Origin of the sequence: Selenomonas sputigena ATCC 35185 (genome assembly GCF_000208405.1) — a bacterium.
In the GTDB taxonomy this organism is placed as follows: domain Bacteria; phylum Bacillota; class Negativicutes; order Selenomonadales; family Selenomonadaceae; genus Selenomonas; species Selenomonas sputigena.
On the sequence record NC_015437.1, the window covers coordinates 398,403 to 415,138 of the forward strand.

13 protein-coding genes are annotated in these 16,736 nt (G+C 61.1%); 4 read left to right on the top strand and 9 right to left on the bottom strand.

All coding sequences use genetic code 11. The annotated features are described in order from the left end of the window. The first annotated feature begins 109 nt into the window (after nt 1–109). The 4 genes from SELSP_RS01760 (at nt 110) to SELSP_RS01775 (ending at nt 6,627) form a co-directional block, all read left to right on the top strand. Entirely contained in the window at nt 110–1,501 is a 1,392-nt protein-coding gene (locus SELSP_RS01760; RefSeq protein ID WP_006193708.1) for an LCP family protein, read from the top strand. A gap of 160 nt (nt 1,502–1,661) precedes the next feature. Then, nucleotides 1,662–3,674: an ABC-F family ATP-binding cassette domain-containing protein gene (locus tag SELSP_RS01765; RefSeq protein ID WP_006193706.1), complete on the top strand. Its 2,013-nt coding sequence runs from the start codon at nt 1,662–1,664 to the stop codon at nt 3,672–3,674. A gap of 83 nt (nt 3,675–3,757) precedes the next feature. After that, on the top strand, nt 3,758–5,941 hold the full coding sequence (gene recD2 / locus SELSP_RS01770; RefSeq protein ID WP_006193704.1) for an SF1B family DNA helicase RecD2: 2,184 nt from the start codon (nt 3,758–3,760) through the stop codon (nt 5,939–5,941). Continuing rightward, complete coding sequence (locus tag SELSP_RS01775; RefSeq protein ID WP_013740559.1) at nt 5,938–6,627, top strand: ComF family protein; 690 nt, start codon at nt 5,938–5,940, stop codon at nt 6,625–6,627. The genes recD2 and SELSP_RS01775 overlap by 4 nt, the downstream gene beginning before the upstream one ends. A 119-nt stretch (nt 6,628–6,746) precedes the next feature. Here SELSP_RS01775 and thrS read toward each other — a convergent pair whose 3' ends face one another. The 9 genes from thrS to SELSP_RS01820 all read right to left on the bottom strand — a co-directional run bounded on the left by thrS (nt 6,747) and on the right by SELSP_RS01820 (nt 16,343). Continuing rightward, on the bottom strand, nt 6,747–8,528 hold the full coding sequence (gene thrS, locus SELSP_RS01780) for a threonine--tRNA ligase (RefSeq protein ID WP_006193702.1): 1,782 nt from the start codon (nt 8,526–8,528) through the stop codon (nt 6,747–6,749). A gap of 242 nt (nt 8,529–8,770) precedes the next feature. Then, the gene (locus SELSP_RS01785) at nt 8,771–8,986 is read right to left on the bottom strand and encodes a hypothetical protein (protein WP_037367860.1); all 216 of its coding nucleotides are present in this window, start codon (nt 8,984–8,986) and stop codon (nt 8,771–8,773) included. Nucleotides 8,987–9,066: 80 nt separating this feature from the next. After that, nucleotides 9,067–9,435, bottom strand: coding sequence for a TIGR02328 family protein (locus SELSP_RS01790; protein ID WP_006193700.1), 369 nt, complete (start codon nt 9,433–9,435; stop codon nt 9,067–9,069). Between the two features lie 251 nt (nt 9,436–9,686). Next, a complete protein-coding gene (gene hemL, locus SELSP_RS01795; RefSeq protein WP_006193699.1) occupies nt 9,687–11,003 on the bottom strand; it encodes a glutamate-1-semialdehyde 2,1-aminomutase in 1,317 nt (438 codons plus the stop codon). A gap of 13 nt (nt 11,004–11,016) precedes the next feature. Beyond that, the gene (gene hemB, locus SELSP_RS01800; protein WP_006193697.1) at nt 11,017–11,991 is read right to left on the bottom strand and encodes a porphobilinogen synthase; all 975 of its coding nucleotides are present in this window, start codon (nt 11,989–11,991) and stop codon (nt 11,017–11,019) included. Then, on the bottom strand, nt 11,985–13,496 hold the full coding sequence (gene cobA, locus SELSP_RS01805) for a uroporphyrinogen-III C-methyltransferase (RefSeq protein WP_006193694.1): 1,512 nt from the start codon (nt 13,494–13,496) through the stop codon (nt 11,985–11,987). Before cobA ends, hemB begins: the two co-directional genes overlap by 7 nt. Nucleotides 13,497–13,512: 16 nt before the next feature. Beyond that, nucleotides 13,513–14,448 (bottom strand): hydroxymethylbilane synthase, encoded by a 936-nt coding sequence (gene hemC, locus SELSP_RS01810; RefSeq protein WP_006193692.1) that lies wholly within the window; start codon nt 14,446–14,448, stop codon nt 13,513–13,515. Continuing rightward, the gene (hemA, locus tag SELSP_RS01815; protein WP_006193691.1) at nt 14,408–15,727 is read right to left on the bottom strand and encodes a glutamyl-tRNA reductase; all 1,320 of its coding nucleotides are present in this window, start codon (nt 15,725–15,727) and stop codon (nt 14,408–14,410) included. Before hemA ends, hemC begins: the two co-directional genes overlap by 41 nt. After that, complete coding sequence (locus tag SELSP_RS01820; RefSeq protein WP_041409340.1) at nt 15,696–16,343, bottom strand: precorrin-2 dehydrogenase/sirohydrochlorin ferrochelatase family protein; 648 nt, start codon at nt 16,341–16,343, stop codon at nt 15,696–15,698. Before SELSP_RS01820 ends, hemA begins: the two co-directional genes overlap by 32 nt. Between the last annotated feature and the right edge of the window lie 393 nt (nt 16,344–16,736).

Consider the following 16,736-nt stretch of genomic DNA (forward strand, 5'->3'; position numbering starts at 1 on the left):
ACTTTTGGATTCATTATAGCGATTTATCAGTATCTTGTCAAATTTTGTCCCCTTGCGCCCTTTTATTGCGGCTTCGGGCTTTTTTTGCTATACTGCTGTATTGAACTATATGAGTATGAAGGCAGACGGCGGCAGCTGTCTGTATTCGATAAGGAAAGCAGGGAAAGTTTTGGAGCAGAAGCGCAGTTATCGGCGCATCGGGATCCTCGTTGCCGTCTTGCTCGTCGCTGCAGTCGCGGCGGCTGCGGCGCATTTCTTCGGCAGCGGCCTCGTGCGCCGCACGACGGCGGACGGCATGATCGCAGGAAGTTCCGAGATCCACGTGATGATCTTGGGTGTCGATGAGCGAAAGGACGATGTGGGGCGAAGCGACACCTTGATGGTCGCGACGGTCGATCCCGAGAAGGGGACGGCGTCGTTGCTTTCGATTCCGCGCGATACGCGCGTCGCCATCGAGGGGGCAGGCTACGACAAGATCAATGCCGCTTACGCCTATGGCGGCTATGCGCTGACGAAGAAGACGCTTGAGCAGCTGCTTGACGTGCCGATGGACTATTATATCCTCATCGACGTGCATGCCTTCGAGCGCATCATCGACGCCTTGGACGGCATCGACATCGACGTGGAGAAGCGTATGTACTACGAAGACCCTTGGGATGACGACGGCGGACTCGTCATCGACATCTACCCGGGCATGCAGCACATGACGGGCGAGAAGGCGATCGAGTATGTGCGCTATCGTGACATGGAGGGCGACATAGGGCGCATCCGCCGCCAGCAGCGCTTCATGCGTGCGGTTCTGCAGAAGGTGACCTCGCCCGAGATCTTCGCGAAGCTGCCCGAGATCGTGAGCGAAGTGGCGAAGAGCGTCAAGACCGATCTCGACACGGGCGACATGATCAAGTTCCTGCAGATCATGAAGAAGGTGCAGGAAGACGGGCTGGCGGCGGAGATGGCGCCGGGCAATCCCGCTTGGTTCAAGGGCGTCAGCTATTGGATTCCCGACATCGTGGAGATCCGCCGCATGGCGGCGCGCGCGGCGGGCGTCCCGTTTGCAGGCGAGGCGGCGGAGCGCGCCGAGAGCTATGCGGCGAAGTACAAGGCGGACATGCCCGAGGGCTTCCGCTTCGACGACGCCGAGCCGCAGCAGGCGGGTGCAAAAACGACGGGTGAAGGTGCGGGTGCATCGGGCGAGAACGCGGCAAAAAAGAAGGAAGAGCCGACGAAGCCGCCCGCACCGAGTGCGGTCGCCGTCACGGTCGTCAATTCGAGCGGCATCACGGGCGCGGGAGCGGAGGTCGCGGCGATCCTGCAGGCGAAGGGCTTCGTCATCCGCAGCGTCGAGACGGGCAAGAGGAGCGACCGAGCGCAGACGACGATCACGGCGGGCGGCAGGACGGTCGACCTCTTCTACGGCATGCCGTTTCCATGCATCCTCATGGAGGGCGGCGCGAAGGACGAGGCGCTCGTGAACATCGGCAGGGATTATGTGAAGCGATAAAGTTATTTTGCAAATCATTGTTGTCAGGAAAGCACGGATGAAATAAAGGAAGCGCTGATAAAATGAGGTCGCTGAATTTATCAGTGATTCCTAAAGTCCCTCGCTGTGTGCAGATGGGGGCGAAACGTATGCGTGCGCCATGGGGAAAAGGGAGTTTTAGGTGAAGGCAGTCGGGCTTGCCAAATCGTTTGGCGTGAAAGAGATTTTTCATGATGTATCATTCGAGGTGCGTCGCGGCGAACGCGCGGGTCTTGTCGGCGCAAACGGCGCGGGCAAGACGACCTTGATGCGCTGCCTCCTGGGCGAGGAGGAGGCGGATGCCGGAAGCGTGCAGCTCGACGACGGCGCGGCGATCGGCTATGTCGAGCAGCAGGCGGCGTTCGGCGAGGGCACGCTCTACGAGGAGTTTCGTCGTGCCTTTGCCGACGTCATCGACCTCGGCGAGAAGAAGCGTGCATTGGAAAAGGAGATCGCCGCCGCATCGAGCGAGGAGAAGCTCGCACTCTACGGGCGCGTCGTCGACGAGTTCGAGCGGCTCGGCGGCTATTCGTTCGAGAGCCGCATCCGCCGCGTCGCCTTTGGCCTGGGCTTCACGGCGGAGGACTTCGAGAAAGATGTGCATCACTTCTCGGGCGGGCAGAGGACGCGAATATGCCTCGCGAAGGCGCTGCTGCGCGAGCCGGATTTCCTTTTTCTCGATGAGCCGACGAACCATCTCGACATCAAGATGATCGAGTGGCTCGAAGACTTCCTCTCAGAGTATGCGGGCGGCGTCATCATCATCTCGCACGACCGCTTCTTCCTCGACCGCGTGGCGACGCACATCCTCGATCTTTCGGGCGGCACGGTGACCGCGTACGCGGGAAATTACAGTTACTTCCAGAAGGTGCACGCCGAGCGGCAGAAGTCGCTGCTCGCCGCCTACGAGAAGCAGCAGGAGCACATCAAGCGCACGGAGGAGTACATCCGCCGCTACCGCGCGGGCATCAAGGCGAAGCAGGCGCGCGGGCGCGAGAGCCAGCTGCGCCGTATGGAACGCATCGTGCTGCCGGCGGAGAAGGCGAGCTTCAGCTACTTCGCCTTTCATCCGCCCGCTGAGTGCGCCGACCGCGTGGCGGAATTGGAGGATGTGACCTTCGCTTTTGGCAGCCGCACCGTGTTTTCGCATCTCTCCTTGCTTGTCCGCAAGGGCGACGGCATCGCCGTCGTCGGCCCGAACGGCGCGGGCAAGACGACGCTCCTGCGCGTGCTTCTGGGAGAGCTTGCGGCGCAGACGGGGCGCGTGAAGATCGGCAGCCGCGTGAAGATCGGCTACTTCTCGCAGCAGCATGAGGGGCTGAATCCCGAGAATACCTTGGTCGGCGAGCTCAACTACGATTTCGGCATCGCAGAGGACGAGGCGCGCAAGTACCTCGGCGCGTTCCTCTTCCACGGCGACGAGGTCTTTCGCCGCATCGGCGATCTCTCGGGCGGCGAGCAGGCGCGTCTGGCGTTCCTCAAGCTCATGCTCACGGGCGCGAACTTCCTCGTGCTCGACGAGCCGACGAACCATCTCGACATTCCTGCGCGCGAAGCGGTCGAAGAGGCGCTGATGGCATTTCCCGGCACGTTCGTCGTCGTCTCGCATGACCGCTACTTCCTCGACAAGGTCGCGAACACGACGGCGGAGCTGGCAGCGGGAAGTTTGCGCGAGTACGAGGGAAACTACAGCTACTACCGCATGAAGAAGGAAATCGAGGAGAAGGAAGCCGCCGAAGCCGCTGAGGAAAGGGCGGGCGGCGCGAAAAAGGCGGCAAAAAAAAGCACAACCTCCGCTATGCGGCGGGCGGCAGGTGCGGCATCGGATGTGTCGCCGATGCAGGCGGGTACTGCCGCAGGCGCGGCGAGCGGTGCAGATGCTTCTAAGACGGCAGAGGAAAGCGCTGCCGCCCGCAAGGAGCAGGAGCAGCGCCGCCTCGCATCTCTGTCGGACGCCAAGCGCACCGAGATGCTCGCACGCGCCGAGGCGGAGATCGCCATGGCGGAGGCGGAACTCAAGGGATTGGAGTTCGAGATGAATCGGCCCGAGGTGCAGGGCGATCCCGAAAAGAGCGCGGAAATCGCCGAATTGTATGCGGCGAAGGAGCAGGAGATCGAGGAGCGCTACGCGCGTTGGGAAGCGCTCGCCGACTAGGGAAATGCCCGCGGCGAGACTGAGCCTTTGCGCGGAGCGAAGCGCAGGAAGGAAAAGAGCCGCCAAGGGACAGGAGGTGCAGCATGGAAACGCTCGAAGGGACGGCACAAAGCGTCGTCTTTGCCGCGCCCGAGGGGGGCTTCACGGTCTTTCGCCTGCGGCCATCGGGGCGGCGCGGACTCGTGACGGTGACGGCGAACGCGCCCGCACCGCTCGTGGGGCAGGAGATTGCGCTTTCGGGCGAGTGGGTGCAGCACCCGCGCTTCGGTGAGCAGTTCAAGGCGGCGACGCTTCGCGTTTCTGCGCCGACGAGTCTCGCGGGCATCGAGCGCTTCCTTGCGTCGGGCGCGATCGCGGGCGTCGGCGAGGCGATGGCGCACCGCCTCGTGCAGAAGTTCGGCAAGGAGACGCTTGAGATCATCGAGAAGAAGCCCTCGCGCCTCACCGAGGTCGCGGGCGTCGGCAAGAAGACGGCAGCGAAGATCCACGCTTCCTACATGGAGAAGGAAGAGCTAAGAGAGATCATGCTGTGGCTCGAAATGCATGGCGTTTCGGGCGCGTACGCCGCACGCATCTTCGAGACGTACAGCTCCTTTGCCATCGAGGTCATGGAGAAGCATCCGTACCGTCTGGCACGCGACATCGCCGGCATCGGCTTTTTGACGGCGGATGCGATTGCCAAGAGCGCAGGGATCGCCGAGGACAGCAAGGAACGCATCGAGGCAGGGCTAGGCCATGCGCTCCTCACCGTCTCCCAGCAGGGGCATTGCTGCATCCCTGCGCCCGCTTTGACGGAGCGTGCGGCGAAGCTCCTCGGCACGCCGACGGAGGAGGTGCGCGAGGTCTTGAAGGAAGCCTTGGCCGCCGAACGGCTCGCCTTCGAGGAGGTCGGCGCGGAGACGCTCATCTATCCGCCGTGGCTCTACCGCGCGGAGAAGCGCACGGCACAGATGCTTTTCTTCCTGCAGCAGAAGGCCGCCGTGCTGCCCGCAGAAAGGGCGGCGGCCATCGTCGCCGACTGGGAGCGGGCGGCGGGCATCACGCTCGCCGCAGAGCAGCAGCAGGCTGTCGCCGCCGTGCTCGACCATGCGGTCTTTGTGCTGACGGGCGGCCCGGGCACGGGCAAGACGACGGTCGTGCGCGGCATGATCGCAGTTCTTGAGAGCCAGGGGCTCTCCGTGCTCCTCGGTGCGCCGACGGGACGCGCGGCGAAGCGGCTCGCAGAGGCGACGGGGCGCAAGGCGGAGACGGTGCATCGGCTTCTGGGCGCACAGGGCGGCATAGAGGCCGACGGCTCGCCCGTATTCGAGAAGGACGCGGACGATCCTCTGGACGCCGACGCCATCATCCTCGACGAGGTGTCGATGATGGACATCGTGCTCATGGAGCATTTCCTTGAAGCCGTGCCCGAGGGCGCGCGCGTCATCCTCGTCGGCGATGTCGACCAGCTTCCTGCCGTCGGCCCCGGCGCCGTCCTCAAGGACATCCTGCGCTCGGGCGCTGTGCCGAGCGTGCGCTTGAAGGAAGTCTTTCGCCAGAGCGGCGAGGGAACGATCGTCCTGAACGCGCACGCGATCAATCGCGGGCGCATGCCGCAGTTCGCTGTTGGCGGCGATTTCGAGTTCCTGGAGATGCCCGACGAGGAGACGGCGGCGCGGCGCATCGTCGCGCTGTGCCGCGAGGAGCTGCCGCGCGAGGGATTTTCCGCTCTGGACGCGGTGCAGGTACTGTCGCCCATGCACCGCACGCCGTGCGGCGTCGACAATCTGAACCGCCTCCTGCAGGCGGCGCTCAACCCGCCCGCGCCCGAAAAGGCGGAGTTTCGTAACAGCACGCTCACGCTGCGCGTCGGCGACAAGGTCATGCAGACGAAGAACGACTACACGAAGGGCGTGTTCAACGGCGATATCGGCTTCATCCGCGAGGTGTCGGCGGACGGCGTCAAGGTGCGCTATTCCGACGAACTGACAGCGGACTACGAGCCGAATGAACTCATGATGCTCACGCTCGCCTACGCCATGAGCGTGCACAAGAGCCAGGGCAGCGAGTACCCCGTGATCGTCCTGCCGCTCGTCGCTGCGCATCACATCATGCTGCAGCGCAATCTCCTCTATACGGCGGTGACGCGTGCGAAGAAGAAGGTCGTGCTGCTCGGCTCGAAGGCGGCTGTCTTCACGGCGGTATCGAACGATAGGACGCGCAGGCGCTACACCTTGCTCGCCGAGAGGCTTGCGGGCGCGGGCGGCGAGAGTCCGCTGCTCTCGTGAGGGGCGCGGCATGGCTCGCCGCCTTGGCGGACGCCGTATCTTCCGTCGTCTTTCCCGCACGCTGCCCGGCCTGTGGCGCTTACTGCGAGAGGCGCGGCGGCTGGTGTGCGCCATGTCTTTCGCGCACGGTGCGCCCGCACCGCCTTGCACTTTCGGCAGAAGCGCTCGCCGCGCTCGATGATGCGTGGGCGGTCGGCTTCTACGGCGGCGCACTCGGCACGCTCATTCGTGACCTCAAGTATCGCGGCAGGCGCGGCGTCCTGCCCTATATCCACGCGGCTCTGGCGGCGGCGAAACTGCCGGAGCAATTTCTTGTCGCCGACCTTGCTGTCTATGTGCCTCTCCATGAAGCGCGAGAGAAGGAGCGCGGCTTCAATCAGGCCGAGCTGATCTTCGCCGAGTGGCTCAAGGCGAAGGTCATCCCCGTACGCCCCTTGCTGACGCGAATGCGCTCGACCGTGCCGCAGTACGGCTTGGGCGAGAAGGAGCGCAGGAAAAATGTGCGCGGCGCGTTCTCTCTCTCCGAGGCGGGGAAAGGCGGCGCGGGAGAAATCGCGGGGAAAAGTATCGTGCTGCTCGACGACATCCTGACGACGGGGGCGACGCTCACATCCTGCGCCGCCGTGCTGAAAAAGGCGGGTGCAGGCTCTGTGTATGCACTGGCGCTGGCGAGCGACCGAAGCTAGAATAGGGATGCTTGCATCGTGTTGATGCATGATTCAGCTGCGCAAGCATACAAAAATGCCCCATCTGCCGCATTTTGCGGCGGATGGGGCATTTTGCATTTATGTGTTTGTGCGAGAGCTTATTCGGGAACCTTCGTCATAAGCTCTAGGCTGTGCTCCTCGTTCATCGTGCGGCACATCTCGATGAAGGTGTCGAGCGGCACATCTTTGAGCTGCTCGTTCGTGCCGCGCACGTTGATGGAGACGGTGTTTTCCTCGGCTTCCTTGTCGCCTAAGACGAGGATGTAGGGATCCTTGTAGTGCTTGAAGCCCTTGATCTTCTCACGCATGTTCTTGTCGGCGTAGTCGACCTCGAAGCGCACGCGGCTCTTGAAGAGCTTCTGCGCGACCTTCTTGGCGTAGTCGTTGTGCTCGGGGCGGATCGGCACGATGCCGACCTGCACGGGGCTGAGCCAGAAGGGGAATGCGCCCTTGAAGTTTTCGATGAGGACGCCGATGAAACGCTCCATCGAGCCGAAGATGGCGCGGTGCAGCACGACGGGCTGCTTGTGGCTGCCGTCCTTGGCAATGTACTTAAGGTCGAAGTTCTGCGGCAGCTGGAAGTCGAGCTGCAAGGTGCCGACCTGCCACTCGCGGCCGAGCGCGTCTTTCATCTTGAGGTCGATCTTCGGGCCGTAGAAGGCGCCGTCGCCCTCGTTGACCTCGTAATTGCCTTCGCCGTACTTGCGATCGAGGATCGCCTTGAGCTCTTTTTCCGCGACGTTCCAAGTCTCGATGTCGCCCATAAAGTCGTCGGGGCGCGTCGAAAGCTCCGCCTTGCAGCTCATGCCGAGCGTCGAATAGATCTCGTCGGCGATGTCCATGATGTCGCCCATCTCAGCGGCGATCTGGTCTTCCATGAGGAAGGTGTGGTCGTCGTCCTGGCGGAAGAGCTGCACGCGGAAGAGGCCGTTGAGCTCGCCCGACTTCTCCTTGCGGTGGATGACGTCGACCGTGTTGTAGCGGATCGGCAGATCGCGGTAGGAGCGCGTCTTGCGCTGGTAGATTTTGATGGCGTTCGGGCAGTTCATCGGCTTGATCGCGAAGGTGTCGTCCGCTTCGATGTCGCCGTCCGCGCCCGGAATCAGGAACATGTTTTCCTTGTAGTGCGCCCAGTGGCCGCTCGTGACCCACAGGCGCTTGTTGTTGATGACGGGCGCGGAAACTTCCTGATAGCCGTGCGCCTCGTGGATGCCGCGCCAGAATTCCAGCAGCGCGTTGAAGAGCTTCCAGCCGCGCGGCAGCCAGTAGGGCATGCCGGGCGCCGTCTCGTCGAACATGAAGAGGTCGAGCTGCGGCCCGATCTTCTTGTGATCGCGCTCCTGCGCGTCCTTGATGAACGCGAGGTGCGCCTTGAGCTCCTCCTTCGTCGGGAAGGCGTAGGCATAGATGCGCGTGAGCTGGTCGCGCTTCTCGTCGCCGCGCCAGTAGGAGCCGGACATGGAGCGAAGCTGCCAGGCGACAGACAATAGTGCGGCGGAATTCTCGACGTGCGGCCCACGGCAGAGGTCGACGAAGTCATCGCCCGTGCGGTATGTCGTGAGGATCTCGTCGTCGGGCAGATCCTCGATGAGTTCGACCTTGAACTTTTGATTCTTGAAAAGTTCGAGCGCATCCTTCTTGGAAATCTCCTCGCGCTTCCAATCTTCCTTGCGCTTCAAGATTTCCTTCATCTTCTCTTCGATGGTCTTGAGGTCGTCGTTCGTCGCTGCGCGCGGCAGCAGGAAGTCGTAGTAGAAGCCGTCGGCAATCTCCGGCCCGATAGCGTACTGTGTCTCTTTGCCGAAAACTTCGATGACAGCCTTTGCAAGCACATGCGCCAACGAGTGGCGGTAGACGTGCAGGAATTGTTCTTTATCCATGATGTTTCCCCTTTGCTGGACATTTGTGCTGGTACGGCGCACAGAGGCGAGCGGCGGCCTGCACGGTTTCTTTTATTATAGAGCAAAATGTGCAATCTGTCACGAAACTCTTGCATGCGGGGATTCGAGGGAAGATTGCAAGTTTAATTGTCGCATCGTTCTGCCAAACTTTGGTAACTTATGCAGCCGCAGCATACATATCATTTGCAGTCTTATAATCGAAGATTTTGCGCGGATAGTTGTTAACCCAATCTTCGATCCGTTTCAGCTCTCTTGGTTTCAGGGGGCTGAAATCGGTTCCTTTCGGCAAAAATCTGCGCAAAATACGGTTCCCATTCTCGTTGCTCCCGACTGCTAAAGGGATGTGCGTAGTACACTTCATCGCACTTTGCTGCCTTTTGCAGCCCTTTTCCATCCAAAAACTCTGAACCATTGTCTGCCGTAATGCTTTTAAACATTTGCGTGAAATCTCCCTTCACGCGGCGATGGGCGCGCCGAACTGCCTGCAACACTTCCTTTTGCGTTTTATTTTTGAGTTCTATACTTTTAAATGTATACCTTTATCTCTTAAATTTTCTATGCAATCAGTCAGATATTCAATATTATGCTCTTTGTAAATTGGACTGCCTATAATTTCCTCGTTAAGATTATCGTACTTTTCTGCTGTCCTTCCTCTATAATTTTTATCTTTCCATTCCACAGAAACATGATATCCTCTTTTTTCCATCTCCTCCATAACCAATACATGGTAAATAAAAAGATGATACGGGGAATATGTAAACACATAGTCCACAGTTTTATGTTTCTTTTTCCATCCATTGCCCCTCAGAGCACAACATTCCCTATGTTGTCCAAGAAGCTGGTTTTTGGGCAATAAGTGGATAAGTTTTTCATGCCATAGTCTCATGTTGTTCTCCTGTTAACAAAGTTGATTTTTCTAAATATTCATTAGGGTATTTCTTTACTAAAGTGTTACTGCATTCAATTGTGTGAATACTCATGAATAATCGAGCTACTTGGTTCATATTTGCCTTCTCAAGCAGCACTTCCTTAGAAGTAGAATGAACTGGGAAAAAAGAGCATATTCTTCTTAATTGTGAAATGAACTAGGAAAAAACCGCGGTTTTTTCCTAGTTCATTTCATACAATATCATTTTATCATTTTTTCGACTTGACCTCGACAAACGCCTTCTCCGCTGCAGCAATCGTGCGGTCGATGTCTTCGTCCGTGTGGGCAAGCGAAAGGAAGAGCGTCTCGAACTGCGAGGGGGCGAGGTAGATGCCCTGTTCGAGCATGGCGCGGAACCAGACCTTGAAGGCTTCCTGATCCGAAGCGGCGGAGCTTGCGTAGTCCTTGACCATGCCCGCGCTGAAGAATATGCTGAACATCGAGCCGGCCTGGTGCGCCTGAATCTTGACACCCGCCTCGCGTGCGGCGGATTCAAGGCCGAGGACGAGCTTCTTCGTCTTCAAGGTGAGCGCGCGGCTCGCATCGGCTTCTCCGGGTTCGGGCTCTTTCAAGATGAGCTTGAGCGTTTCGATGCCCGCCGTCATGGCGAGCGGATTGCCCGAGAGCGTGCCTGCCTGGTAGACGGGACCGGCGGGCGCGATCTGCTCCATGATGTCACGGCGGCCGCCGTACGCCGCGCAAGGCAGGCCGCCGCCGATGATCTTGCCGAGGCAGGTGAGATCGGGCGTGATGCCGTACGCTGCCTGTGCGCCGCCCAGGGAGGCGCGGAAGCCGCACATGACCTCGTCGAAGATGAGGAGTGCGCCGTGCTTTTCGGTCAGCGCGCGCAAGGTGTCGAGGTAGCCGTTTTCGGGCAGGACGCAGCCCATGTTGCCCGCGACAGGCTCGACGATGATGCAGGCGACGTCTTTGCCGTATTCCGTCATGACGCGCGTGATGGCGTCCGTATCGTTGAACGGCACGGTGATCGTGTCCTTGGCGACGCCCTCGGTCACGCCGGGACTCGACGGCACGCCGAAGGTCGCAAGCCCCGAGCCGGCGTCGACGAGCAGGCTGTCGCTGTGGCCGTGGTAGCAGCCGACGAATTTGACGATCTTCGAGCGTCCCGTGAAGCCGCGTGCAAGTCTGAGCGCGCTCATCGTCGCTTCCGTGCCGGAGTTGACCATGCGCACGAGCTGCATGGAAGGATAGGCCTTCTGCACGAGGCGCACGAGGTCGGATTCGAGCGTCGTCGGCGCACCGTAGCTCGTGCCGCGTGCGGCGGCGTCAGCCAGTGCGCTTACGATGGCGGGATGCGCGTGTCCGGCGACGAGAGGACCCCACGAAAGCACATAGTCGACGTACTCGTTGCCGTCGATGTCGAAGATGTGCGCGCCTTCGCCGCGCGCGATAAACGGCGGATTGCAGTCGACGTTTCTGTAGGAGCGCACGGGACTGTTGACGCCGCCCGGCATGAGGGTTTTCGCTTCTTCAAACGCTTCCAGGGATTTTTCTAAGTTCAGCATATTTCGCTCCTTTTCAGCTTTGAAGCCACTTCGCCGCGTCGATCGCGTGGTAGGTGATGATGATGTCGGCGCCCGCACGCTTCATGCCTGTGAGCGTTTCGAGCACGATGCGCTTTTCGTCGATCCAGCCGTTCGCTGCCGCCGCCTTGACCATCGCGTATTCGCCGCTGACGTTGTAGACGGCAACGGGGCGGTCAATGGCGTCGCGCACGCGGCGCACAATGTCGAGGTAGGCGAGCGCGGGCTTGACCATGATGATGTCCGCGCCCTCGGCGAGGTCGAGCGCGACTTCCTTCATCGCCTCGCGTGCGTTGGCGGGATCCATCTGGTAGGCGCGGCGGTCGCCGAAGGAGGGCGCGGAGTCCGCAGCGTCGCGGAAGGGGCCGTAGTACGCCGAAGCGTACTTGACGGTGTAGCTCATGATGGAGACATGGGAGAAGCCGGCTTCGTCCAAGGCTTCTCTCAGGGCGGCGATGCGTCCGTCCATCATGTCGGACGGCGCGACGATGTCGGCGCCGGCTTCCGCCTGGCTGACCGCTGTCTTGGCAAGGAGCGGCAGCGTCGCGTCGTTGTCGACTTCGTGGCCGCATAGCTTGCCGCAGTGGCCGTGCGACGTGTACTGGCAAAGGCAGACATCGCCGACGACGGCAAGCTCCGGCTCCGCCTGTTTGATGGCGCGGATCGCTTGCTGCACGGGACTTTTCGCGTCCCATGCCGAAGAGCCGATCTCGTCCTTGTACTCGGGCAGGCCGAAGACTTCGACGGAGGGAATGCCGAGGGCGGCGAGTTCTTTCGCCTGCTCGACGGCGCGGTCGACGGAGAGGTGGAAGCAGCCCGGCATGCTGGGGATTTCCTCCTTGATATTCTCGCCGGGCACGACGAAGATGGGGTAGACGAAATCACGGACGGAAAGCTCCGTCTCGCGCACCATGGCGCGGATGTTCGCCGTCCTGCGCAGGCGGCGCGGACGAAGGGTTTGCTTCAGCATAACAGCATCTCCTTGATGGTTTCGATGAGTCCTTCGATCGTGTATTCTTTGGCGACGGCCGCGGGCTTTATGCCGAGAGCCTCGCACGTCTTCGCCGTGATGGGGCCGATGGCGACGCACTTGACATGCTGCAAAGGCTCTGCGCCGCCGAGGATGGCGCAGAGGTTCTTTGCCGTCGAAGAGCTTGTGAAAGTCACGATGTCGATCTCGCCGCTCGTGAGTTTTTTTGCGAGAGCAGCGCCGTCGGCCTCTGCCTGCTTTGTGCTGTAGGCGGCGGCGACGGTGACCTCTGCGCCGAGTGCCTTGAGGCTTTCGGGCAGCACTTCGCGCGCTTCTTCAGCGCGTGCGAGGAGGATGCGCGTGCCGCTTCGCACATCGCCTTTGAGGGCTTCAACGACGGCTTCGGCGCGGTATTCGCCGGGCACGCAGTCGGCGCGGACGCCGCAGGCGGCGAGCGCGTTGGCTGTCGCAGGGCCGATGGCGGCGACTTTGGCGCGGGCGAGGGCGCGTGCATCCTTGCCCGCGGCGTCAAGGGCGCGGAAGAAATGCTCGACGCCGTTCGCGCTCGTGAAGATCAGCCAGTCGTAGTCGGCGACATGAGCGATGGCGGCACAGAGCGCCGCGCCGCCGTCGGAAGGCTCTGCGATACGGATCGCGGGCACTTCGAGGCACGCGGCGCCGAGCGCTTCGAGGCCTTCGGTGAGCTTCGAGGCTTGGGCGCGCGCACGCGTCACGAGTACGCGCTTGCCGAAGAGCGGGCGCCTCTCGGGCGCGTCGAACCAGCGCAGCTTTTCGCGATAGCGCACGACATCGCCGACGAGGAAGATGGCGGGCGGCTTGAGTCCGGCTCGCGCCACATCGTCAGCGGCGTTTTCGACGGTCGTGATGAGCGTCTCTTGCTCGGGGCGCGTGCCCCAGCGGATGACGGCGGCGGGCGTATTGCCGGCACGGCCGTGGCGCATGAGTTCGGCTGTGATGGCGGGAAGGTTTCCGACGCCCATGAGGAAGACGAGCGTATCGACGCCCGTCGCGAGTTTCTGCCAGTCTAGCCCCGAGGCTTCCTTCGTTGGGTCTTCGTGCCCCGTGACGACGGCGAAGGAGACGGCGACGCCGCGATGTGTGACGGGGATGCCCGCATAGGCGGGCACGGCGATGGCAGAAGTCACGCCCGGCACGATTTCAAACGGCAGGCCATTTTCCGCCAAGAGAAGCGCTTCCTCGCCGCCGCGCCCGAAGACGAAGGGGTCGCCGCCCTTGAGGCGCACGACGCATTTTCCTTCGCGCGAGAGCTTGACGAGGAGCTTCGAGATGTCTTCCTGTTTCATCGCGTGGTTGCCCGCACTTTTTCCCACGTAGATGCGCTCGGCTTCTTCCGGCACGAGCGCGAGGATGCGGCTGTCTGCGAGGTAGTCATAGACGACGGTGTCGGCCTTTTTCAGACACGCGTGCGCCTTGACCGTCAAAAGCCCCGGGTCTCCGGGGCCGGCTCCGACAAGATATACCATAGCTTCGCTTTCCTCCTTACGGTTGCAGCAGGCCGAGTTCCTGCAGGATTTCTTTGCCGCCCATGGCGAGCAGTTCTTCGGCGAGCGCACGGCCGATTTTCTCGGCGTCAAGGGCGCTGCCCGCCTTCTTTTTGCGATAGAGGCGCTCGCCGTCGATGGAGGCGATGACCGCCTCCATTTCGAGCGCCTCGTCCGCTGCCTCGGCGTAGACGCCGACGGGCACCTGGCAGCCGCCCTCGACGCGTGCGAGGAAGGCGCGTTCCGCTCTCGCCGCCGCACGCGTCGCCGCGTCGTCGAGGAAGGCGATAAGGGAAAGCGTCGCCTCGTCGTCCGCACGCGCCTCGATGGCGAGTGCGCCTTGTCCGACGGCGGGCAGGCAGATTTCGCGCGGCAGGATCTCGGTGATGCGGTCATGGAAGCCCAATCGCTTGAGTCCGGCGACGGCGAGGATTATGGCATCGAAATTTTCTTCTTCGAGCTTCTTGAGGCGCGTGTTCACGTTGCCGCGCAGGCTGACGATCTCAAGGTCGGGCCTCTTGGCGAGGAGCTGTGCGCGGCGGCGAAGGCTCGACGTGCCGACCTTCGCGCCTTGGGGAAGGTTCGCGAGCGTTTGATAGCGCGGACTCACGACGGCGTCGCCGGGGTCGAAGCGCTCGGTCACGGCAGCGAGCATGAGCCCTTCGGGCAGTTCCGTCGGCATGTCCTTGAGGCTGTGCACGGCGAGGTCGATTTCGCCCGCGAGCATCGCCTGCTCAAGCTCCTTCGTGAAAAGCCCCTTGCCGCCGATCTTCGCCAACGGCGCATCGAGCACGCGGTCGCCTTTCGTCGTCATGCGCTTTTGTACGACATGAAGCTCCGGGTATCTCTCCCGGAGCTTCGCCTCTACATAGTCCGCCTGCCAGAGCGCGAGCTTACTGCTGCGCGTACCTATAACGATGGTGTCTTTCTTCACAAGTTCCCGTCTCCCCTATCGTATCAAGCTTGAAGAGGCTTCGCATCGCCTCGATGTAGAATGCCTCGTCCGCTGTCCCCGCCGATGCGTTGAGCTTCATCATCGGCGTGCGCAGGATCTTGCGGACGATCATGCGCGTCATGTGGTCAACGGCACGCTGCTGCTCCTCCGTGAGTTCGGGCAGCTTCGTGTGCGCACGCTGCATCTCACGACATCGTATGCGCTCGCAGCGCTCGGAGAGGAGCGCCATCAGCGGACGGCACGAGAGGTATTGGAAGCGCTTCTCGATGGAAACAATCTCCTCCTCGACGATGCGCGAGGCCTCGACCGCCTCCTGCTTGCGCTCCTCCATGTGATCGTCGACGACGGCTTCCAAGGCGTCGATGTTGAAGAGCTTCACGCCCTTGATTTCCTCGACCTCGGGATCGACGTCGCGCGGCACGGCGATGTCGATGAAGACGAGCGGCCGCCCCTTCCTCTGCGTCATGAGGTGGCGCGTCTCCCACGCCTTGACGACGTAGTGCGGTGCGCCCGTCGAGGTCACGACGACGTCGACGTCCTCCGCCTTTTCCATCGCGCGCTCGAAAGGCACGGCTTCGCCGCCGAAGCGAGCGGCAAAGTCCTCGGCCTTTTCCATGTGGCGATTCGCGATGTAGAGCTTCTTCGCGCCGTGCGAGACGAGATGCTCGGCCGTCAGTTCCGCCATCTTTCCCGCGCCGAAAATCAGGACGCTCGACTTGTCGAGCGTGCCGAAGATGTCCTTCGCCAGCTCGACTGCCGCGTAGCTGACGGACACGGCGCTCCACGCGATGCGCGTTTCCGTGCGCACGCGCTTTCCCGTCGCAATCGCACGGTGAAACAGCGTGTTCAGCACGGTGCTCGTCGCGTGGCCTTCGAGTGCGAGCGCGTACGCCTGCTTGACCTGCGAGAGGATCTGCCCCTCGCCGAGGACGAGCGAATCAAGGCTCGCCGCCACGCGGAAGAGGTGGCGGATGCATTCTTCGTCCTCGTGCATGTAAAGGTATTCTTCGATGTCCTCGTCGTTTCCCGTGAGGTCGAAGAAAAAGCGGCGCACGGCCTCACCCGCATGTGCATCGTCCGCCGTCACCGCGTAAATCTCACTGCGGTTGCACGTCGAGAGCACGACCGCTTCAAGGAGATCGGCATACTCCGCCAGATGCTGGAACCCCTTGCGGATGGCGTCCTTCGGTATGGAAAACCGCTCGCGCACATCCACGGGCGCCGTCTTATGATTCAGTCCCAAAACAATCAAGTGCATGTCTTATCTCTGCCTCCGCCTCATCCAGTCTGTCTTCTTCGACAAGATTTAAAATATGCTCCGAAAGAGCCGCGCGCCAAAACGTCTCGCGTCCTGCACTTCCTTCGATGCGTTCCTTCGCTTCCTCGCGCAGCCCGGCGAGCCTTTCGAGCCAGTCGCCCCAGCTCGCGCCCAGGCGAGCGGCGAGCCGCTTCTTCAGCGTGCGGGCGAGTGCGGGCGATGCGCCGCCCGTCGATACCGTGACGAGGAGATCGCCGTCTCGCAAAGCCGCCGGCAGGAAGAAGTCGCAAAGCCCGGGCGTCGTCGCATCGTTGACGAGAGCGCCGGCCTCTTTCGCCGCCTTGCCGAAGGCGGCATTCGCCGCACGGTTGTCGGTCGCGCAGAAGACGAGGAGCGCACGCGGCAGCGATGCGAAAACCTCCGCCGTCGCAAGCCGCGCCAGCCAAGTGATGCGCCCGTCGGCTGCAAGCGCCGCCAAGGGCGGCACGAGCTCCGGCGCGACGACGGTCACAGCCGCTCCTGCTGCAAGCAGCCCTGCGACCTTGCGATGCGCCACCGCTCCGCCGCCGGCGACAAGCGCGGCGCGCCCTTCAAGGCGCAGGTCAATCGGATACATGTCCAAATCTTGAGAGTCCTTCCAAATTACGAATGTGGTTCACTTTTTCGTTTTCTTCTTTATTATATCGTAAAGGCATGAAAAAAAAAAGCCCTGCAGGAAAGTTTGTATGTATCTTGCTTGTTCATCGTGGAAACGAGAGAAAAAGTCCTACGGAGAAACTTCAATCAACTATTATTCATTATAAAAATTTATTGTCTACGCTATGCACACAAAACGTTTGTAATTATATAAAAACTGAATAAGACTTTCTGAGATTTTTGAAGAATCGTCTTTATGGAATTTCATGTTCATGCTGCCGTGAAAACTTGGGACGATACAAGACTTGCACAGCTATAGCATTGCGTGATTCATGGCTTTGCTGTGCTCGACACGGAAGGGAAAGTGTTTCCC